The organism is Corynebacterium felinum, assembly GCF_030408755.1.
Classification (GTDB): Bacteria; Actinomycetota; Actinomycetes; order Mycobacteriales; family Mycobacteriaceae; genus Corynebacterium; species Corynebacterium felinum.
The window spans coordinates 892694-914046 of the sequence record NZ_CP047209.1; the positions used below are offsets into that span (position 1 = coordinate 892694).

Annotated in this window: 19 protein-coding genes; 10 read left to right on the plus strand and 9 right to left on the minus strand. The window is 52.3% G+C overall.

What is annotated here, in order from left to right; all coding sequences use genetic code 11:
- The first annotated feature begins 205 nt into the window (after nt 1-205).
- The gene (locus CFELI_RS03945; protein ID WP_277105193.1) at nt 206-859 is read left to right on the plus strand and encodes a GAP family protein; all 654 of its coding nucleotides are present in this window, start codon (nt 206-208) and stop codon (nt 857-859) included.
- A 61-nt stretch (nt 860-920) separates the two neighbouring features.
- Here the strand turns inward: CFELI_RS03945 and CFELI_RS03950 are convergent, their stop codons facing one another.
- The 3 genes from CFELI_RS03950 to CFELI_RS03960 form a co-directional block, all read right to left on the minus strand.
- On the minus strand, nt 921-1535 hold the full coding sequence (locus CFELI_RS03950; protein ID WP_277105192.1) for a LysE/ArgO family amino acid transporter: 615 nt from the start codon (nt 1533-1535) through the stop codon (nt 921-923).
- Between the two features lie 88 nt (nt 1536-1623).
- Entirely contained in the window at nt 1624-2412 is a 789-nt protein-coding gene (locus CFELI_RS03955; protein WP_277105191.1) for a hypothetical protein, read from the minus strand.
- 176 nt (nt 2413-2588) lie between these two features.
- Complete coding sequence (locus CFELI_RS03960) at nt 2589-4232, minus strand: peptide chain release factor 3 (protein WP_277105190.1); 1644 nt, start codon at nt 4230-4232, stop codon at nt 2589-2591.
- Nucleotides 4233-4577: 345 nt separating this feature from the next.
- Here CFELI_RS03960 and CFELI_RS03965 point away from each other — a divergent pair, with 345 nt between their 5' ends.
- From CFELI_RS03965 to CFELI_RS04000, 8 genes are all read left to right on the plus strand, one after another.
- Complete coding sequence (locus CFELI_RS03965; RefSeq protein ID WP_277105189.1) at nt 4578-7055, plus strand: choice-of-anchor M domain-containing protein; 2478 nt, start codon at nt 4578-4580, stop codon at nt 7053-7055.
- Between the two features lie 20 nt (nt 7056-7075).
- Complete coding sequence (locus tag CFELI_RS03970) at nt 7076-7906, plus strand: choice-of-anchor M domain-containing protein (protein ID WP_277105188.1); 831 nt, start codon at nt 7076-7078, stop codon at nt 7904-7906.
- A gap of 124 nt (nt 7907-8030) precedes the next feature.
- Nucleotides 8031-9716: a TIGR03773 family transporter-associated surface protein gene (locus CFELI_RS03975; RefSeq protein ID WP_277105187.1), complete on the plus strand. Its 1686-nt coding sequence runs from the start codon at nt 8031-8033 to the stop codon at nt 9714-9716.
- The gene (locus CFELI_RS03980; protein WP_290259516.1) at nt 9709-11289 is read left to right on the plus strand and encodes an anchored repeat ABC transporter, substrate-binding protein; all 1581 of its coding nucleotides are present in this window, start codon (nt 9709-9711) and stop codon (nt 11287-11289) included. The genes CFELI_RS03975 and CFELI_RS03980 overlap by 8 nt, the downstream gene beginning before the upstream one ends.
- A gap of 5 nt (nt 11290-11294) precedes the next feature.
- On the plus strand, nt 11295-12242 hold the full coding sequence (locus CFELI_RS03985; RefSeq protein WP_277104713.1) for a choice-of-anchor M domain-containing protein: 948 nt from the start codon (nt 11295-11297) through the stop codon (nt 12240-12242).
- The gene (locus tag CFELI_RS03990) at nt 12239-12988 is read left to right on the plus strand and encodes an anchored repeat-type ABC transporter ATP-binding subunit (RefSeq protein WP_277104712.1); all 750 of its coding nucleotides are present in this window, start codon (nt 12239-12241) and stop codon (nt 12986-12988) included. The genes CFELI_RS03985 and CFELI_RS03990 overlap by 4 nt, the downstream gene beginning before the upstream one ends.
- Complete coding sequence (locus tag CFELI_RS03995; RefSeq protein ID WP_277104711.1) at nt 12985-13842, plus strand: anchored repeat-type ABC transporter permease subunit; 858 nt, start codon at nt 12985-12987, stop codon at nt 13840-13842. The genes CFELI_RS03990 and CFELI_RS03995 overlap by 4 nt, the downstream gene beginning before the upstream one ends.
- A complete protein-coding gene (locus CFELI_RS04000; RefSeq protein ID WP_277104710.1) occupies nt 13839-15254 on the plus strand; it encodes a choice-of-anchor M domain-containing protein in 1416 nt (471 codons plus the stop codon). The genes CFELI_RS03995 and CFELI_RS04000 overlap by 4 nt, the downstream gene beginning before the upstream one ends.
- A gap of 4 nt (nt 15255-15258) precedes the next feature.
- Here CFELI_RS04000 and pth (CFELI_RS04005) read toward each other — a convergent pair whose 3' ends face one another.
- On the minus strand, nt 15259-15882 hold the full coding sequence (pth, locus tag CFELI_RS04005; RefSeq protein ID WP_277104709.1) for an aminoacyl-tRNA hydrolase: 624 nt from the start codon (nt 15880-15882) through the stop codon (nt 15259-15261).
- A 37-nt stretch (nt 15883-15919) separates the two neighbouring features.
- Between pth (CFELI_RS04005) and CFELI_RS04010 the strand changes: the two genes are divergently transcribed.
- Nucleotides 15920-16906: a nitronate monooxygenase gene (locus CFELI_RS04010; protein ID WP_277104708.1), complete on the plus strand. Its 987-nt coding sequence runs from the start codon at nt 15920-15922 to the stop codon at nt 16904-16906.
- On the opposite strand, the gene CFELI_RS04015 is transcribed toward CFELI_RS04010, so the two are convergent.
- The 5 genes from CFELI_RS04015 to CFELI_RS04035 form a co-directional block, all read right to left on the minus strand.
- Nucleotides 16884-17726 carry a fumarylacetoacetate hydrolase family protein gene (locus CFELI_RS04015; RefSeq protein WP_277104707.1) on the minus strand — a complete coding sequence of 281 codons (843 nt, stop codon included), beginning with the start codon at nt 17724-17726 and terminating at the stop codon, nt 16884-16886. The genes CFELI_RS04010 and CFELI_RS04015 overlap by 23 nt on opposite strands.
- 346 nt (nt 17727-18072) lie before the next feature.
- Nucleotides 18073-18621 carry an aminoacyl-tRNA hydrolase gene (gene pth, locus CFELI_RS04020; RefSeq protein ID WP_277104706.1) on the minus strand — a complete coding sequence of 183 codons (549 nt, stop codon included), beginning with the start codon at nt 18619-18621 and terminating at the stop codon, nt 18073-18075.
- 112 nt (nt 18622-18733) lie between these two features.
- The gene (locus CFELI_RS04025) at nt 18734-19339 is read right to left on the minus strand and encodes a 50S ribosomal protein L25/general stress protein Ctc (protein WP_277104705.1); all 606 of its coding nucleotides are present in this window, start codon (nt 19337-19339) and stop codon (nt 18734-18736) included.
- Nucleotides 19340-19596: 257 nt separating this feature from the next.
- Nucleotides 19597-20268 carry a DNA alkylation repair protein gene (locus CFELI_RS04030; protein ID WP_277104704.1) on the minus strand — a complete coding sequence of 224 codons (672 nt, stop codon included), beginning with the start codon at nt 20266-20268 and terminating at the stop codon, nt 19597-19599.
- Between the two features lie 69 nt (nt 20269-20337).
- Nucleotides 20338-21318, minus strand: a complete 981-nt coding sequence (locus tag CFELI_RS04035; RefSeq protein WP_277104703.1) for a ribose-phosphate diphosphokinase — start codon at nt 21316-21318, stop codon at nt 20338-20340.
- Nucleotides 21319-21353 lie beyond the last annotated feature (35 nt).

Genomic DNA, 21353 nt, shown 5'->3' on the forward strand with positions numbered 1-21353 from the left:
AAGCACTAGGTACGGCGCATTCGGGGGTAGTGAGACACAGTAACGCGGAGCGGTCATCGAAAGGATAGACTTCATAAGGGTCGAAAATGGGGCTGCATTGTGGCAGTCTTAACGAAGCTTGGTTGTGTCCATAATTTCTTCAAACGTTGTATCTCACTTTCTACAGGGTGAGTTGTCCAGTGTTGTTTAACGAAAGCTTGTCTTTATGCTTCATGCAGTTACGTATGCGTTGCTCGATTCTCTCAATGTGTTATTGATCGGAGTTGTTGTAGCAATTGGCGTCATGCTTCCACGTACTGCCAAATATCCCAAGATTGCCACGCTGCTGATTGCCGGTGACTGGATGGGCGTATTTATCCTTGCGCTGGCAACAATGTTTGTTTTTGATGGAATTGGTGAACCGATCAAACAGCTGGTGGAATCGCCAGCTTTTGGGATTATCCTGATCGTTGTTGGTCTGATGAGCATTGGCATGACGATTCGTGGTGGGGATACCACCGCGATCACAAACAAATTACTGCCGCCGTTACAAACCCCTACTGTGAAAACTTTCGCTGCGGGTTTTGTACTCGGTCTCGTGCAATCGGCGACCTCGGCCCCATTTTTTGCCGGTATTGCTGTTTTGAGCGCTGGTGATTTTTCAGTGGCTACCCGCTATGTGGGCATGATTTTTTACGCGTCACTTGCACTTTCGCTGCCGTTTGCGACCGCAGTCATGGTGGGAATGGTTCGTAAGCAGCCAAACTCAGCCGTTGGTCGTGGTTTTGAGGCGATGCGATCGAACAAAGAACGAGTAAATAAGGTTGCAGGCTATATCGTCGGTGTTGTTTTAGTTCTTATGGGAGCGCTTCACCTTTAGTCTCGCAAAAAACGCATGAGGAAACATGCCGTGTGACGGCGCTTAATCTCAGTAGGGTGTCCTAGTGGCTTGTCAACAGTGGTAAACAAAGATGCCATGCGACGAACACCATGACGCAGCCGGTGAATAATTCAAGGAGCTGCCATGCACGTCGTCCACGCAAAAGTGGGGTAAGAAGTACACCTGCCGTTGCGATTCCATAGAACCACGTGGCGGAAGCTCCAATTCCACCAACGTAGTACCACCAACGGTTGCTTTCGAAGGCGTTCGCGAGTGCTGCGATAAGCATGAGATCAACATACATTCCTGGGTTGAGCAAGGTGATCGCCAGCATGTCTTTGAGCACTTGAGGTGCTGGGCGTCGGAGTTTCGGATCCATCTCCCCGAGTGTTTGGGGCCGATAAAATCTGCGGAACGAGTGTGAGGCAAGCCAAAGAAGGTAGATGGCACCGAGAATTCGGAACACAGTGAGCAACCAAGGAATCGATTGGATAAGCGCACCTACCCCTGCGACGCCGACTGCGATGAAGAGTACATCGACGATGACGCAGACGGATGCTGCTAAAACTGCGTGTTCGCGCAGAATGCCTTGGCGGAGTACGTAGGAGGATTGGGCGCCAATAGCCGCAATGAGAGCCAAGGTGGCGGTAAACCCAGTTACGAGTGCAGAAAGCATACAGACACTGTAGGGACAAATATTCGCAAAATCTAATTACTGCTCGTTCTAGAGGGCAACCTTTAGAGTTGACAGAGGATCTTGTTCTTTACGCACTCATGCTTGTCGTTGATTCCAAGGTGTTGTCATGTTTTCTATTTGGGGAGGAGTGGTCGGTGGGGGTGAGTGGGGATGCTTCAAGCTGCGTAGAAGTCTCGGTGAAGGTGCTTGTGCTGTGGGTTTGGGTGAGTTTTTCTAGGATCGTTGCGGTGTTGCGTGACCCTAAATAGTCAATGAGAATCTTTTCGAATGCTTGGGTTGGCGTCCATGAAAAATGTGTGGATACTGCGTGAATGTGGCTGAGGATCGGGGCGATGGACTGTTCGGGCAAGATGCCGGTGAAGTGCCAGTTGTGCGCCTTGTCAAGGCGCATGCTGATGCCTTGGCGACGTGGTTTTTTCACAGGTGGGGTATAGCCTTCGACTAGCTGCGGGAGAAGGCGGGCAACTCGGGAGCGAAGTGAGCCTGGCTGAGGAATCAGTTGGTCTTGTTTGTTGGGTTTGAGTGATTCAATCAGTTGGTCTTGAATTGTCTCAAGCTGCTTCGGCGTGATGGCCAATAGTGGTTTGCAAAAGCCTACGATGTGCTCGATGGGGAACAGGGCTTGCTCGTAGAAATAGGCGTAGAGTGCGGGGGCATGTGTTTCGATCAGCTGGATGGAGTTGATGTATGCCATTGCAGTGGCGGGGGAGATGCCGAATCCATCGACGAGGTGCGCAATGCCTTCATCATTGTTGGGGGTAGTGGCGATTTCTTCGAGGTCTTCGCGGATTTCTTTCGCTTTGCGGAGCCGAAGTGCGTTGGTGGATTTTTCGCATCGGTAGCTGTGTGTGGTCATGGCTATTCCTTCCGTAGATGGGGGTGAAAGTGGGGTCTGCGGAGAGATTCGCAGATATATATAAAGACTTGAAATGTGCCCATTCCGTTCCCAATTACCTACTTTTGGGGGTGGGAAAGCCCCTAATAGGCTTAGTGCTAAGCGTCCATTAGGGGCTGGGTGATTCTGGAATGGTTCTAGTCTGCAACCATGGGGAATAGTTCGTATTCGGGGTGTTCTTTTTCGATGAATGCGAGTTTCCACTTATCGCCGAAGAGCGCTACGAGTTCGCCATCAGTACGGGTAAATACTTCTACGCCACGCTGTTTGGCCAGCTCTGGCGCGGTTTGTGGTGTGGTGCGACGAGCCACAGAGTAAGGGATTGGGTCGGCGACGGTTTCGACGTTGTATTCGTTTTCCATGCGCGCCATCATCACTTCGAACTGCATGGGGCCGACTGCCGCCATGACTGGTGCCGCGTCGCCACGGGCATCGTTGCGGAGGATTTGCACAACGCCTTCGGCGGCAAGCTGGTCGAGGGCTTTACGGAACTGCTTGTACTTGCCCAGGCTTTTCGCGCGGAGTGTACGGAAGTGCTCTGGGGCGAATTGTGGCATTGGTGGGTATTGGACTTTTCGTCCGGCGTAGATGGTGTCGCCGGGGGCAAGCGATCCAGCGTTGACGAGGCCGACGATGTCGCCGGGGTAGGCGGTTTCGACGGTTGAGCGTGTGCGGCCAAAAACTGTGAGCGCGTATTTTGTGCTGAAGCTACGTCCGGATTGGGCATGGGTGACTTGCATGCCACGGTCGAATTCGCCCGAGACCACGCGTATGAAAGCGAGTGAGTCGCGGTGGTTTTTGTCCATTCCAGCTTGTACTTTGAACACGACTCCGGAGAATTCGTCGCCGACTTCTCGTGCTGCGTCGAATGCTCCAGTTGCTTGTTCGGCTGCTTTTTCGTCGGAGTTACGTCCGCGCGGCGCGGGTGCAAGCGCGCAGAGGGTGTCGAGGATTTGGTGTACACCGAAGTTGAGCATGGCAGAGGCGAAGATCAGTGGTGAGGTGGTGCAGTCGAGGAAGAGATCTTGATCGTGGAGTGCGCCGTCGGCGGCGAGTAGTTCTACTTCTTCGGCGGCAGTTTCCCAAGCACCGTTTTCTTTTTCTCGTGCGCTTTCTGGGCTGTAGTGTTCTTCGGGTGCGATAGTGGAGCCGCCGGCGGTGCGTAGGAAGTGGATGTATTCTTCAGTTTCGCCGTCGTTGTTGATGCGTGCGAGTCCGCGGAAGTCGCCTGCTTCGCCTACTGGCCAGAACAGGGGGGTGGGCTGCAATCCGATTTCTTCGACGATTTCGTCGACGAGTTCGAGTGGGGTGCGACCTGGCCGGTCCCATTTGTTGATGACAGTGATAATGGGTAGTCCGCGGGCTTTACATACACGGAATAGTTTGAGTGTTTGGGGCTCGAGGCCTTTGGCGGCGTCGATAAGCATGACTGCGGCGTCGACTGCGGTGAGGACGCGGTAGGTGTCTTCGGAGAAGTCTGCGTGACCTGGGGTGTCGACGAGGTTGATCATGTATGGCTCGCCGGTGTACCCTTCGGGTGCGTATTCGAACTGTAGGGCAGAGGATGCGATGGAGATACCGCGGTCTTTTTCCATCTCCATCCAGTCGGAGACGGTTGCTTTGCGCCCTGCTTTGCCGTGGACGGCACCTGCTTCGTTGATCACGTGCGCATGCAACGCTAGTGCTTCAGTCAGGGTTGATTTACCTGCGTCGGGGTGTGCGATGACTGCGAAGGTGCGGCGACGTGATGCTTCGGAAACGGCATGCGGGGATGAGCTCATGAAGATTAAGGATAGTACATAGGGCGGTGTGCTCTTTAGTTGGTGATGCTTATCGACGTCGGGGTGGATGCATTGATGAATGCGGCGAGAATGCGTGCGAAGGGTTGGTTATAGTTTTGCACCCCTTTGGGGGTACTTGGGGGTAGTTGTGTGGGCGGTGGATTTGACCGAGTGCTGGGCTTTTCTTCTCTAGGGTTTCCATTAGTTCAAATTGTTGAAAATTATTCCCCGATAGTTATTGCAAACCATTTGCAATCGGCTACTGTGTTGCTTATGCCATCTAATGGCGTTTGTTTTCATTAAGGTTTCGTGCCTTCGACCTCAGAAAGATGCTTGAACTTAGAAATGCGCCCACACGCTTTAAGAATACTTGCGGCTGTTACCGCTTTTTCCATTATTAATCCAGCGGTTGCTTGGGCTGGCCCTGATGATGGCAAGTTTGTTGTCACCTCCACTCACGTTGATGCGCCGAAAGCGTTTTGGGACGCCAACCGAGGCTTTGATTTGAAAGTTAGCCATGGGCACGATCAAATCAAAGATTTTGAAAACGTCGTTTTGTATACCGGCAAGGGATGGGGGACTGGTGAAAAGCCTGGTGGTCCGCAGCTGTACCAATTCGAAGTCCCAAACCACAAGCTATTCGAAGATTTCAGTGGCGCGAAAGCAGGAGATATTTTCTACCTTGCGCCAGTAGTCGCTGGCACTGGCAATCACCCAATATTCTGGGGCTTTGGTTCTGGGCCACTGCCTTTGGAGGAGTTTCGCGACAAGATCGTTTCGATGAGCTTGGATAGTGTCCGAGGTCCTGGCATTGTCGAGCTGTTTAGCTATGCCTTGGATGAGGAATATGAGGAGGAGCTGTTAGCTCGAATGATGAGCTCTACTGCAACTGGACCTCGTTCTTTCCCCATTGATTCACCGAACTATCACACCCACAACAACACAGTCTTTTCCAAACCCGGCCGATATGAACTTACCTATCGTGTTTCTGCGGTGAAGACCAATGGTGAGCTCGTTACTGAAAAGAAAACTGTTGCGGTTCAGATCGGCGGTACACAACCGAAAGCAGAGAAAACCCAAGGACTTCAACAGCGGTTTGATGCAGCATTTGAAGGCAACCTCCAAGACGCCGGTTATGTCTTAAAGATCCAGCCATATCAAGCGGATCGTCAAGCAAAGCAGGTTCGCGATGGCGATAAGAACCTTGAGTTAGTGACCTTCGAAGCGAAAGATAAAACGCTTAACGGGACGCTCACCCTTCTGAATCAAGGCTTTCATCTTGCCGACATTGAGGTGAAGAACGGGCAAGCGTCTTTTGATGAGCTCTTTGGCACAGAAGCATCGGGCATTCAGGCTATATTCACCCCTGAAGGGGAAAACGGTGCCCGTTGGATTTCCCCAGTGCTCAATCGCACGTTCCGCAGCACCGCCGAAGTGACGAGTGAATCGGGCAATCATGCACTCATGGCTGAGGTCAATGACCCACGCAATGTGCCAATGGATTCTGCCAGCTACGCGCCGGGAGCAGCGAACGTGTCTGCTCGATTTGATCAAGAGGAAACGGATCATGATTACAAGCGTGTGAAACTCTCGGTGCAGGTCGCTGATCCGAACTTCGATGGTTGGATGGCGGTTACGTACGGCTCCAAGAAGGGGGCGCGTGGCGATACTTACAACGTACCAATCGTCAATGGTAAGGGCTCGATGTATTTCGTCCACAGCGATATTGAGGGGAACTATCCAACCTTCAAGCTCATTCCTCATTCCACTTTTGCGAATACCACGACGGTGTTTGAAATGGACAAGGCACTCGATTTTGAGGTGAATGAGCCAATTGTTGTGCCCACCTTCCAGCTGAAGGTCGATGAGCAGTCACCTGCTGCAACGCCTGTTCCACCAACGGTGCCTTCGGTTCCTCCAAGTGCTTCTCGTTGCGAATCGGCTGTTCTGCTCGATAAGGGGCATACCGACCTATTGGTAAAGAAGGAAGGCAGTGCACTTAAGGCAGTCATTAAGGACGATACGGCGATCGTATCCCTTCAATCGCAAGAGCGTGAAATTGATTCAGTTATTAACGTCTTAGGAAAGAATTCCTTGACTGAACGATCACGGTTACTTTTGAATCCGAAGCTCGATTTCATCGGTCCTGCAGGAACCAAGGTCTATTTGGCACCTGAAGTTCAGCGTTCCGATATTCTGTGGCCGGGATATAACACTGAAGCTTTGGATATGAATGAGTTTTCAGGTCCAGTCACTCTGCATATGGATCCAGTTTCGATGCCTGAAGGTGCCGTTTTCGCACTGTTCAAGGATAAAAACCTGAATTCGGATATGCAGGTTTTGATGAATTCCAAGGCATCTGATTCCACTGTGGAGATCACCAGTGCTTCGCATGTGCATGTGAACTGGCTGATGACCAAGCCTGGTGTCTACACCTTCGATACCTACTACTCCGCGAAAACCAAAGATGGAAAGTCTATCTCTTCCGCTCCGAAGCGAATGACCTACGCGGTGGGCCTCGAAAGCAGCGATGTCTGCGCAGAAGTCACTCGGGTGTGGGCTGGCGGCAAACAGCCACCAGCAACAACCCCACCAGTCGATGGCGGAGACACCACCCCGCCGTCGGTAAGCCCGCCAGCAACAGGTGGTCAAACCAGCGACACAACACCCCCACCAGCAAACAATGACAAGAAACTCTCCGGTGGGGCAATCGCTGCCATCGTGATATCCGTTATCGCAGTCATCGGTGGGCTTGTTGCCGCAGCATTTAACCCCACGATCATGGGAATGATCAACAACCTGATCAAAGGACTCCGTCCATAATTTCTAAGAAAGGTAAAAAGATGAAGAACACACTTCGTCGCAGCACAATTGCTGTAGCAACCGTCTTTGCCACCGCAGCCAGTGGCAGTATTGCTACAGCAGCCGACACTCCAGTGGTCATCACCAAAGGGCACGTCGACTTTCTCTACCCAACTGTAGAAAGCGACAAACTCAATCTTCTACTCGCCGATGGCAACGTGCTCAACGCAGGAAAACCAACGCTGCGTAAGCCAGAAGATGTTGTGCTCAAACTCATCGACAAAGCATGGATCGACCTTAGTGGCAAAACCAACGTCGCTGAACTTGACGGGCGATTTGCAGTTTCTCCACAAGCACAAGCGCAAGACGTCGTCTGGGCGGGATGGGAAGCAACCCAAATCCGCCCACGAGAAAACGTCACGTTCACCTTCAAAAACATCGAAGGGCCAGGAAAAGTCTTCGCCTTCGTTCTCGATAGTCAAAATGTGGACCAAAACAACAAGTTCATCCCCCAATCCATCACCGATGACAAAGGGCTCGACTTAAGCGACGGCGACTCCATCACTACCGCCCCCAACCACAAGCACCTCAACTGGGTATTCAGCAAGCCCGGCAAGTACACCATGAAAGTGGAAGCACAAACCGGTGAGCTGAAATCCGAAGAAGTGACCTACACCTGGGAAGTAGTGGCCGACCCCAAAACCCCAAGTGAAACAAGCAAACCTGGTCCAAGCGACACACCGAAGCCACCGAAAGGTAGCTCGCTGGGAACAGGAGGCATCATCGCCATCATCATCGCTGTACTAGGTGTGATCGGTGCCGCTGTTGCAGCATTCATGGGCGGCGGACTCCGTGGCCTACCACGTTTCTAAATAAACACACGGGATACTCTCCACAGCAAAAATGCCCCTGAAACGAGGGTGCGTTTTTGCTGCGGAGTTTTCCGCATTCTAGCCTTAAAACGATAATCACTATCTTTAAGCCGCCTAAGGAATCATGAACCCACGCGCACCCCGCACAGTAGCCCTGCTCATAGCACTGATATTCCTAACAGTCTTAAGCCCACGCGCCCTCGCCCAATCCATCCGATTCAACGAAGGTCACGTCGATCTCTTTACCGTGCGCGCAACCGACGGTGGCCTCGAACTAGTGCTCAAAGAAGACATCACCGGTGGGGGAGTCATCCAACAACCCGAAAACGTCCTCCTCGTCGTCGGCGCCAACACATATACTGATGCCACCGAACGCGTATCAGCCATTGGGCAACCCACCTATTTTCTTCCCCAATCGCAAGAAGCCGGAAAATTATGGCCAGGATGGGACACCCTGGCGGTACGCCAGGGAGGCTACTCTGCTATCGAATTTCACTTCGACTCCGTGACAGGGCCTGGCGAAATCTACATCTTTGAAACACAAGGGTTCGACTCCATCAACCCCATCGCTGAAGGGGGAGAATTCACCCTCACAACCGGAAGTGTGATTAAACAAAACACACCAGCTCACCGCCATGTGAACTGGGCATTTACCAAACCTGGCACCTACAGCATGCAGGTAACAGCGCACGGCAATGGCTCCCAATCCAACACCGCAACCTACACATGGCAAGTAGGTGAAAACACAGGTGGGAATCCTGGACAGTCACGCAACGAAAACACCACCGCACCGCAGATAGCGCCCAATAGTCAGAACAACCAACAGATTCTTCGCACACCTCAAGGCGCAGGAAACAGCAATAGTGCCACAGTGCAGTCTGGTGGGCATGTGGCTGCGCAACCCAATCAGGCGCGCAGTGGCGGCACCGCACAGCAGTGCGAGCCGACTGTCATGCCCATGATTAAAGACGACACAACCGTGCCAGCCACATGGCGCAACTTTAACGAACTAGCCTTCCACTTAGGATCAGCGTCCGAAAAAGAACTACCTGTCAGCATCGGGCCGGTGCCGCAAGGAAAAGTATGGATGATTGGATCTACTCAAGAACCCAATGTTCCGTGGCTTGGCTCAAACACGCAACACCCCACAATGCTGGCACACACCCAAGGCGGTGTGACATGGGAGCTCGTTGGTTTTACAGGACCAGGCCCCATGGTGGTCTATAGCCAAGGCGGACTTGGAACCATCGTGGGGCAGGAATGGTTCCGCGGGGCAAATAATCAAGCCCAAGGAACACACACTATTCCGGCGAATTCACATGTGCACCCGAACTGGGTTTTCGGGGCGCCAGGCACGTACCATGTCTCGATTCGTCAGCAAGTGACACTACAAGACGGAAGTCAGGCAGCATCCACAGACACCATTGTGTTCCACGTAGGATCCGGTGCACAATCTGGCCACTTCGATATCGGCGCAGCTATTAACCCCAACGGCAACAACTGCGATGCCGGTTTCGAAGCAGCTCAACAACTCCCACCTGTCGAGCAAGCCACACCAGGGGCGAACAGCCCTGCGGATGCAGAAGCGAAAAACAACAATGCTGTTCCAGACGCACAGTCAGCTTTAAACGCACAAGGACAAGCGCTCAAAGCCACCAGCCTTCAAGCTGAGCTCACACTTGCAGAACGCATTGTGCGCTTTTTGCCATACGTCATCCTAGGGCTTGGGCTCTTTGTCATGGGAGCAGGAAGCACCACATTGATGAATGCTTTAAATAGTCGGAAGCACAAGGCACATACGGATGCATAAACACCAACTCACACACGCAATTGTGGGGTTGTGTGCAGTAAGCACCCTGCTTGTCGGCTGCGGTGGACATGCCGCAGCCGACTACACGCCGTCGACAAGCAATAACACTATCGACGTCGTCGCAACCACCCCGATCATCGCCGACCTAGCTCAACACGTCGCAGGCGATCGTGCGCATGTCACATCTCTCATGCCACCCGGCAGCGACCCGCACTCCTTCGAACCTGGTCTGCGCAGCGTACGCAACATCGCCAACGCCGACATTGTCTTCACCAACGGCTTGCTTCTCGAACAGCAATCACTACTGAAAACAGCAGCCGAATCCAGACTTGAACACGTCCCCCTCATCGCACTCGCTGAGGAATCCCCACGTCACGGTGCGCAGCTTATTCCACTCGTGGAAAACATTGCACTCGACACAGTTTGGCTCGGCATGCGCATCGGTGGAACCGGCGAACAACTCGGAGCGCAACGCACCTCAGGTGTACGCGTCCAACTCACACACCTTGACGGGCCAGGCGCAGCCGCAGCCTATGTCACCAGCACATTTGGCGTGCCCGAAGTGCTCTTTAACACTCGTGATGGCATCAATCGCGACGACTCCACAACTCTGCCTGTTGACGCCCACACCCACGTCTCCTGGGCGTTCAGCGCACCTGGCGTGTACGAACTCACCTTTAACGCAACCCTCGATACCCCGAGTGGAATGAAAGATGTGGGGACACAAAAAATCACCATTGCCGTTGGCGTCGACCCCCACAGCGCGACTGCACTTGCCAATCCCACAGTGGTCGATGGTGGGCACATCGATATCACTGCAGATCTGGATCAACAAAAAATCCTCATTCGTGGCGATGCACCCACAGGCACCAATACTTCTTACGACTACGACCCCGATAGCACCGTGATTTTTGTGCCCTCCACTGTGCTTCAACAAATCCCCGGAGACCCAACCTTTAGGTTCTTGGGAAATGCTGGCGACGAAACCTATTTGCTACCCCAAGCAGTTTTGGGCAAGCACGTTCACGGTGAAGTCGACCCCCACCTGTGGCATTCTGTGAAAAACACCATCGCCATGGTTCGGGTCATCCAAGACGAACTAACGAACATCGACCAAGCAGGGCGCACCTATTATCGTGACCAAGCAGACGCGTACGTTGATGAACTATCCCGACTGGATACGTGGATGCGTGAACGCATCAACACCATTCCTAGCAGCCGCCGACATCTGGTTACCACCCACGACGGCTACGCCTATCTGGGTAAAGAATACGACATTAACGTGGCAGGATTCGTCACCCCCAACCCCGCAATTGAGCCGAGTCCCCGCGACGTTATTGCACTGACACGAACACTCGAAAACCTTCATGTACCAGCGGTATTCCTCGAACCTAAACTCGCAGGACGTGCCGGAGTTCTAAGTGAAACAGCAGCACGGCTTGCGGTCGATGTATGCACCATCCGCAGTGACACCCTCGACGAGCATGTCACTAACTACATTGACCTGATGCGAACAAATACCACAGAACTGGTGCGCTGTTTAGCTAACGATAACGACAAGAAAGGGAAGTAACGATCATGAAAAAGATTCCACGCACACTCGCCGCATGCCTTCTCGCGGTTTCACTGAGCACACTTTCTACGCCAATCGTTTCTCATGCTGGTGATCTCAACCAAATTGTTCACGCCGACGAACCACTTGCGCCAGCGGGTGAGTTGAGCAACTTTACGCAAGGACATGCCGATCTAGGTCCCTTGATGGTGCCTTATGAAGATTCAGCTTTCGATGCGTATATTCGTGACGATACTCAAGTACCAGCCGTATGGCGCAAGCCAGAGGATGTGCTCTTTGTTGTAGACAGCAAGGCTGAACAAACCTTGCCCAACACCGATGATTTCGGATTCGTTGGGGCTAAACCTGGCCAAAAAGTGTGGGTTGTGCCCCAAGTTGAGCAGGTAGGTGTGCCGTGGTTGGGGTGGTCTACCCAATCACCAGCCTTTGTAAATTCTGCTGTTCGCGGTGTCACCATGACCTTTGTAGGGCATCAAGGCCCTGGCCAGTTCACACTGTTCTTACAAAACGGTGGCTTTGAAAAACCGCAGCTGTTATGGACTTCAGCGAATAAATCAGCCCAAGATTTGTGGGTGGAGCTGAACACTCATACTCACGCGAACTGGGTTTTCACCGAAGCCGGTATTCATAATGTTGCGATCAAGATTTCTGCTGAGCTTAACGATGGGAAAACCCATGAGGTAACGCGTGTGCTCACCTTCGCAGTTGGCGAAGTTGAGGATCTACCGGCAGCACAAGCCACGCAGTGGGAAGGCGAATTCCTGACCACAGCTGAAGGAGAAAACCCCACTGGTGATTCCAACGCACCTGCCCAAGGTGATAACCAGCTTGCATTGTGGGGATTGATTGGTGTTGTAGCGCTTCTTGTGATTGTGAGCCTTGTTGTTGTGTTCCGTGCCATGAGTGCGCAGCCTTCTAAGAAAAAGAAGAGCACTGGCGGTGACAACGCGTGAGTCTTCTTCAAGCGACACAATTAGGTGTGAAGCTTTCGGGTCGAGAAATCTTCAACAATGTTGATTTCAGCCTCGATTCAGGCGAGTTCGTGGGCCTGATTGGACCCAATGGTGCTGGTAAGACCACACTTCTGCGGGCCATTTTGGGTTTGGTTCCCGCCACAGGGACTGTGTGCGTGGACGGCCAGACTCATGTTCGACATATCAGAAAAAAAGTTGGGTATGTGCCCCAACGCCATGAGTTTGCGTGGGATTTTCCTATTAGTATTCGCGATACTGTGCTCAACGGGCGCACAGGAATGCATGGGTGGTTTGCTCGTCCGAATGCCCAGGATTGGGAAGCAGTGGATGAAGCGTGTGAGCGCGTTGGTTTAACACAGCTGGCATCGCGCCCAATTGGGCAGTTGTCCGGTGGGCAACGCCAGCGGGTGTTAGTGGCTCGTGCCTTGTCGACGCGTCCGAAGGTGTTGTTGTTGGATGAGCCGTTTACAGGTTTGGATATGCCCACATCTGAGCAGTTGACGGAGCTTTTTGAAAAACTCGCAGCCCAAGGCACCGCCATTGTCATGTGTACCCATGATCTGGGTGAGGCGTTGAACTCGTGTCATCGTCTTGTTCTTTTCCGCTCCGGTATTCGTGCTGATGCAGCGCCTCGTGATCTCGGGGATAAGGAAATCTGGATGGATACCTTCCAAGTTGGACAGAATTCGCCGCTACTAACCCTTGTGGGAGCACATATTTCATGATCGATATTTCTTTTCTCGACTTTCTCCACGATCTCACGAACCCGGCGTTGAGCTTTCTTCCCAAAGCTTTATTGATGTCGGTGATCTCGGCGATCGTGTGTGCAGTGGTGGGAACTTTTGTTGTGCTTCGAGGCATGTCGTTTATTGGTGATGCGGTGGCACATGCAGTGTTTCCAGGACTAGCCATTGCTTTCGCGTTGCAAACATCGGTGTTGCTTGGTGGTGCTGTGGCTGGGGCGACTGTTGCTGTGCTGGTTGCTGTTTTTTCGCAGCGGCGTCGTGTGCGCGAAGATGCAGTGATTGGTATTTTCTTCGCTGCGGCTTTCGCTCTCGGTTTGGTTGTTATTTCCCGAACACAGGGCTATACGGCAAGTTTGAATAATTTTTTGTTTGGTTCGATCACAGGTGTGTCGAATGGGGATATTACGTTTGCTGCGACGGCGGGCGTTCTCATTGTCACTACGGTGGTTTTCTTGTTGCCGCAGCTGACTGCGGTGGCGTTGGATAGGGAGACTGCCCGTGCGATGAATCTTCCTGTTTTTGTTCTTGACTTGGTGATCTATTTAGCTGTGACCGCTGCAGTGGTGATGAGTGTGCGCACTATTGGCAATATTTTGGTCTTAGCGTTGTTGATCACGCCTGCGGCGACAGCCCGACTGCTCAGCGATAATTTGAAGGTTACGATGGTGCTCGCCTCCGTTATCGGTGTTGTGGGGGCAGTGGTTGGCATTTATTTCTCGTGGGCGATTGACTTGCCAACCGGTGCTACTATCGTTTTGGTATTGACTATCATTTTCCTTTGTGCGTGGTTGCTTAGCCCGACGCAAGGTGCTTTTGGAAGGCGGAGATCATGAAAAAGCGTGCGTGTGTGGCTGTAGTATTCGCGATTGCTCTTGCCTTTTCCCCAAGCGCACTTGTGCCTGCTGTGGCGGTGGGAACTGAGGTTGGCGGCAATATTATGTCGAATGAGCGGTTCTTGGTTGTGAACAATCATCAAGATGTTCACTTGCAGCTTATCGACGGCTACCCACTGGTGCGCATGAGGGATGATGGTTCCATCAGTGGTTCCTCGTCCGCATTCCGCGCATCGGGCACAGTTTTGGTTGCTGTTCCAAGCCTAGCGGAAGTGGAACCGTCTCGGATTTCTGCGCAGTTGGGTTTTGATTTGCCATCACCTGTGTGGAATCTTCCCGAAGTGCAGGTGGATTCATTGCCGTGGGTTGGTTTTTCCACTCTTGGCGTTATGCCTGAGAACCTCACACAGTCAGATTATGTGTCACTGATGTTGAAGTCGGTTGAGTCGCCAGCTGATGGGCGCATTGTGTTGTGGAAGCAGGCAGGGTTGGATTCTGATGGCACAGTGCTTTTAGATAGTGATGATCTGAAGAAGGAATGGCAGTTTCCTCTCAATAGCCATGTGCATTCGGGTATTCTTTTCACCCAGCCAGGCCGATACGATGTTGTTTTCAGTTATGTGGGGGAGTATCACGGCGTGAACTGTGAAGATTCCACCCCAGCTGATTTCTCTGTGACCTTCTTAGTGGGGGCTGAGGCTATTGAACAGGCTCGTGCAGATTTTTCCATAAGGGAGCAAACAGATCCGGTTGATAGCGAGGCTTTGGATTTTCAGAAGGATTTCCAGCGTCCAGCGGACCCGACTAGCTGTGACCCGGGGCGGCCGTCAGAACGTCGCAAGCCACAGGATAAAGCGTCGGATATTTCTGCTAAGCCGATCAATGATGCGCTTAAAGGACTAGATCCAAAGCTCCACAAGCTCAATCAAGCTGCTGATGAGGTGATAAAGGCAAAGCTGGCTTCCCCTCGTTCATCTGACGCCGCGTTATCCTCTACACCGAATGACAACACTGATCCTGTTCCACACTCACATGCGCAGCCAACTTCTGCGGCACCGGTAGCGTCACCAGTGTCGATTCCCGCATCAGAGCCTCGGGTGGTATCAGGAAATATGCCAACGTTAAGTGCTTCTCAGGCGTCGCGTGCTCCAGCGCAGGCTGGGAAACGAAATGCAGCCAAACCTGCGCAGCCCAAGGCAGAAATTTCTGATGCACCAAAGACACCTGTTGAGCAGGTTCCTGCCGCGGCTGCAGGTGCTTCACTTCCGGCTATGGAACCAGATGTGACAACTGTGGCGGTGTCTAAGAGTATGGGGATGGGTGAAGGCTTTGCACTGGGAATTGGGTTGATGAGCCTGTTGATGGGCATGATTGCTTTTGCAGTTGCAAGACGAATTACCAGCGCAGACTAGCGTTTTAATGGATGATATTTTGCGCTTTGCTCAGCCCTTCGGTGACTACCACGTGTGCGGCGTGAGCAGCTGTGGTGATCATGGATTCGAGAGCATCATCGTGTGTAATAGGGCCGAGAACATAGTCGGGGACTGATATTCCTTGAGGTGGTCGGGAAATGCCCATTCGAACGCGCAGATAGTCTCTTGTGCCTAAAAGGGCGGTGGTGGATTTGAGCCCATTGTGGCCATTTTCATTTCCGCCCTTTTTTAGCCGCACGGTTCCGTGTGGGAGATCGAGTTCATCGTGAATGAGGATGATGTGGTCTGCAGGGATATCGTACGCTTGGGCAAGGGCAGCAACAGCTTCACCGGAGGTATTCATATACGTGGTCGAACGCACGAGTAATGTTGGTGTGCCGCCAATACTGGCTTCAGCCACGTAGGCGGGCATGCCTTTGATCGGCTGAAGAGTGGCTTTATGTTCTTCAAGTAACTGGTCTATCACCATATAGCCCACATTATGGCGTGTGTGGGCATAGTCAGCGCCTGGATTGCCCAGTCCCACAATGAGCCATTCCGCTTTCTCTGGACGATGATAGCGAGGCGTTGAATTGGAGAACAACTTTTTTAATACATCCCACAACATGCCTGTAATACTCTCATAAACCGATAGAATGGCGCACATGAGCGTTTTGAACTCGTTACGTGTGCCTATTATTGCTGCTCCCATGGCGGGAGGTCCGACAACACCGGAATTGGTTAACGCGGTCGCAGCCGCTGGAGGTTTAGGCTTTTTAGCTGCAGGGACGGCGTCGGCGAAGCGCTTGAAAAAAGAAATGGCGAAAGTATCTGGCACATTCGGTGTGAACTTGTTTTATCCGCAAGATACCAAGCCGAAGAAATCCGATGTGTTTGATGTTTATGATGCGCTGTGTGCCGGCTGCGATAAATACAATATGGCCTATCCTTTTGTTCCACCCACTGCTGATTATTCTTTCGACTTCGAGCAGAAATTTGCGGCAGTCTTGGATGCCCAACCCGCGGTGGTTTCTTTGAGCTTTGGATGCATTGAGCCTGAGAAAGTCAAGCAATGTCATGCTCGGGGGATTGAGGTTTGGGTGAATGTTACAAGTGTGGCGGAGGCGAAGCTGGCCAGCAAGGCAGGGGTGGATGTGCTGGTGGTGCAGGGCTGTGAAGCCGGTGGGCATCGTTTGACGTGGGATCCGAAGAAGACTCCGAACGAGTTGCGTACACGTGAACTTGTCAAGAAAGTATCGAAACAAGTGCGCCTTCCATTGGTGGCCTCGGGTGGAGTGCGAAGCCCCGAAGATGTGAAGGAATTTCTGGATATTAAACGTGTGAAGGCTGTGCAAACTGGTTCTATGTTCTTGCGTGCCAAAGAGGCCGGAACGAGCAAACACAACCGACGTTTGATTAAATCCGGTGGTAATACTGTCAGTACACGAGCATTCTCGGGACGCTATGCCCGTGGAATGGAGACATGGTGGTCGAAGCACCATGACGATCTCCCGTTTAGCTATCCACAGCTCGGAACCATGATGAAGGGGTTAGCCGAAAGCAAAGAATTTGCCTACTGTCTCGTCGGTGAGAACACGAAACCGATTCGCAGTAAAAAGGCAAAGAAGATTATTGAGTATCTGGCACAATAACCGTGCGATTAGCAATTTCGCCGAGCCCTTCGATGGCTATCCGTACAGTTTGGCCAGAGCGAATAAATCGCTGTGGTTCCCGCGCGAACCCCACTCCATGTGGGGTTCCGGTAGCAATGACGTCTCCTGGATTTAGCGGATAAATCTGGGAACAAAAACTCACGAGTTCAGCGCACGAAAAGATTAAATCATCTGTGGAACCTTCTTGAAACAGCTCTTGGTCCCAATGGCAGGTCAAACGGTGCGCACGCGTGGGATCAAAGGCATCTGCGGTGGTCATCCACGGGCCGAAACCTGAAGAACGGAAGTAGCTTTTTCCTTGATGGAATTGCAGCGTGCGTCGCTGCCAATCCCGCTGCGTGTAATCGTTCATGAGGGCATAACCCGCAATATGAGAGTGAGCCTCCTCGGCGGAAACACGGTGCGCTGTTGATCCAATGATGACAGCTAATTCCGCTTCGGCATCAAGGCATGCTGCAGCTGACTCTGGGATGGTGACGGTATCGAAAGGGCCGGTAAGCGCATCGGCGAATTTGATAAAAAGGGTAGGAACTTCTGGTAACTCGCGCCCCATCTCACGAATGTGTTGAGCATAATTGAGCCCAACGCAAATAATTTTCTCAGGACGGGGGATAACGGGTGCGAGATCTTGCGGGGCAAAATGTATAAGCTGCGAGGCTGACTCGGCAATTGTGCGCCAAGTTGGCGATTGAAGTAGTTCCTGAACAGAGGAAATACCTGGAATCAGCCTTCCGGTCGTAGGGGAGTCCACCACAACAGTGGCTGTGGCATTAGTGCGACGGATGGTGGCAATTTTCATGGGGGCTAACTCCTAGTCAACCTAGCTTAGGCTGTGCTATGTTTAATCGCTATGGGCTCACGCAACAAATTCTCATATTCTGCCACCGTTGTGGATTCAAAGCAGGAGGCAGCGGTTTTGGTGGGGGAAGCGTTTTCGCTGGCATTATCGCAGGCGTCTTTAGCTTATCCCAGCACAAAGAGTAATTCGGAAATGCGTGACATCCGCCGTCAATTAGAACATGGCAAGTGTAAAACTAAATGCTGTAAGTCGAAGCCGCGGTGCATGAAGTGCCCCACGGTGATGCACCGTTTGCGCAAACAGGGGGCAATCCAACTTGATGATCATGCGTTGCGTGCAGCTTTGCTTAAAGCGCGCAAGTGGTGAGGTAACGTTCTACTTCGTCAGCGACATCCGAGCAGATAAACGGTAATTCTGCCTGTTCTTTTTTGCTAAAAGGTTTCAGCACAAAGCTGCCAACATCCATGCGCCCATGGGGACGCCCAATACCCATTCCAGCGCGGACGTAGTCTTTTCCTAGGGCTTTCGTAATTGAACGTAAGCCATTGTGCCCATGATCGCCTCCACCTGGGCGTAGCCGAACCACTCCGAAATCTAGTTCTAGGTCGTCGAAAAGCACGATGGTGCGCGAAGGTGGGATCTTGTAGAAATCAGCGAGCGCTTTCACCGAACCACCGGAAAGATTCATAAAACACAAGGGCTTCGCCAGAATCACGTGAGAATCGTTGAGCCGCGTCTCAGCAACGAGTGCACGGGATCGTTTGTGAATGCTCAACGTTGCCGCCACTGGGAAGGCACGGGTTGCGAGTTCATCAACCCCCATTGCACCAATGTTGTGGCGTGTGCGAGCATATTCCGCCCCAGGGTTTCCCAACCCAACAATGAGAAACGTCATATCGCTATCTTTCTTGAAATCGGTATGGAAAAGCAAGAAGGAGGTTCCCTGACACAACGGTTACAGGGAACCTCCACTTATCCTTCATATTGTTGAAGGGGGAGAGTACGAATTACTCAGCGGACTCTTCAGCCTCAGATTCAGAAGCTTCTGCTTCTTCCTCGTTCGACTCGATGATGCTCACGGTTGCAACAACAGCCTCAGCGTCTGCAACGAGAGTAGTCTTTGCAGGCAGAACAATGTCGCCAGCCAAAACCTTGGAGTCAGCCTCAAGGCCCTCAACGGAGTGCTTGATCTCTTCTGGGATAGACAAAACGTCTGCCTCGACCAAGATGACGTCCAGATCCTGAACCAGCTGGGTGCCTGGAGCGGTCTCGCCCTCAAGAACAACAGGAACCTCAACCTCAACCTTTTCGCCGCGCTTGATAGCAAGCAGGTCGATGTGGTCAGCGTTTAAGGTGATGACGTTCTGGTCAACGTGCTTGACCATAACCAAGTGCTTCTCGCCCTCAAGATCCAGCTCGAACACAGCGTTGGAACCGTGGCGACGCAGTAGTGCGTGAATCTCAAGCAGGTCAGCGTGGAAGTGGATAGGGGTTTCCAGCTCCAGGCCGTAGACAACACCTGGAACGCGAACGTCGCGGCGCAGGCGACGTGCAGCACCCTTACCGAACTCGTTACGTGGGGCTGCTGCAATGATGATGTTTTCTGCAGACATTGTTCACTCCTTACAAAAGTAAAATTCAAAAAAGGGGGGAAGATGACCGCAAACAACAAAAGCCTTGCGGTCTCGATGTCGTCGTCGAGTCTTCGCAAGGCTTGAAAATAAGCATGTGAGAAAAACTATCGCGTCGATAACGGCTATGCACGGTGTGCGCAGCCCTCGCCGAGACGTAAAAAGACTACCACAGAAAATGACATGCTCCCAACTTGGAGCACAATCGCAGCACTCAGTGGCTAAGAGCTGGAAAAAGTTCAAAGATATTTTGATGCTTCGCGCACACTCAATGGCGCAAGGCTAAAGTGGTGTGTGGCAAGGAATTTACTCACCCATGCGGGGTCGGTTTTACTAAAGTCGCGCAGTGCCCACCCAATTGATTTATTGATGAAAAACTCGTTACTGCCCAGATTGTTTTCAATGATCGCGGATAAAAGTGCAGTGTCAGTTGCATCTTTGCGCAATAGTTGGTGGTCAATGGCGACTCGCCTGACCCACATGTTCTCGTCAGTAGACCACGCAAGCATTTGTTGGGCTGTGGCTAACGCACCGACAACTGTATCTAAAGAATCGACTGTATCCCACCATGAATGAGTGACAACTAGTTCTTTGAGCCAAGGCACATCATCGTGGGTAAATAGATTCATTTTCGATCGGATGTGGCGTGCGAGAAGATCCGTAGCCACATATTGAAACTCGCGTTCCGGATAATCCCACAGGTGAGTAACTGCCTCGATAATGCTGGCTTTGTCTGCTTGAGCATACGTGCGGAGAAACTCGCGTGTACTGTGCCGTCGGGCAGGAGTGGGCACACCGAGGAAGGAGAACAAATTGCGCATGTATGCGGATTGTTTTTGCGCAACAGAATCATTGGATATAGCCCGCAAAGAAAGCTCAAGCGCGTGGAGATCTTCGCTCAGAGTCTGCATCAAGGTATAACACCCTTAGTAAAGAGAAAGCCCTCACATAAAATGTGAGGGCTCAAAAGCGGCGCAGAATTATGCTTGGCCTTCGAAGAGATCGGTGACAGATCCGTTTTCGAAGATTTCATGAATGGTCTTTGCCAACAGTGGAGCAATAGACAGCACTGTGAGGTTTTCCCAGCCTTCAGTGGACTGAGGAAGGGTATCGGTGGTGATAACTTCCTTCGCGCCACACTGGGAGAGACGCTCGCGGGCAGGATCGGAGAACACACCGTGGGTGCAGGCAATGATCACATCTTCAGCGCCAGCGTCACGGAGAACACCGACAGCGCCGGCGATGGTTCCACCAGTGTCAATCATGTCGTCGAGCAATACGGCAGTTTTACCCTTCACGTCGCCCACAACACGGTTCGCGACAATCTGGTTAGCAACCTCAGTGGAACGGGTCTTATGCACGAATGCCAGAGGAGCGTCGCCGAGGGTGTTAGCCCACTTTTCCGCTACCTTTACGCGGCCAGCGTCAGGGGATACAACCACGATGTTATCGAGGGAGTAGTTGGACTTGATGTAGTCGGTCAAGATCGGCATGGCATGCATGTGGTCAACTGGGCCATCGAAGAAACCTTGAATCTGGTCGGTGTGCAGATCGACAGACACGATGCGGTCAGCGCCAGCAGCCTTCAGCAAATCTGCCACGAGGCGGGCGGAGATAGGCTCACGGCCGCGGTGCTTCTTGTCCTGACGGGCATAAGGGTAGAACGGCAAAATTGCGGTGATGCGCTTTGCCGAACCACGCTTGAGGGCATCGATCATGATCAGCTGTTCCATGATCCACTTGTTCAGTGGTTGGGTATGAGACTGAATCACGAAGGCATCGGATCCACGCACGGACTCTTCGAAGCGGACGAAGATCTCACCGTTTGCGAAGTCGCGGGCAGTCATTGGTGTGAGCTCAATGCCGAGTTCACGGGCTACTGCCTCGCCGAGCTCGGTGTGAGCGCGACCCGAAAACAGCATGAGATTCTTCTTGGGTTCGCTCCACTTGGTGGCGGTCATTGCAGGAGTTAACCTTCCTTGGTGAGGGTAACGAA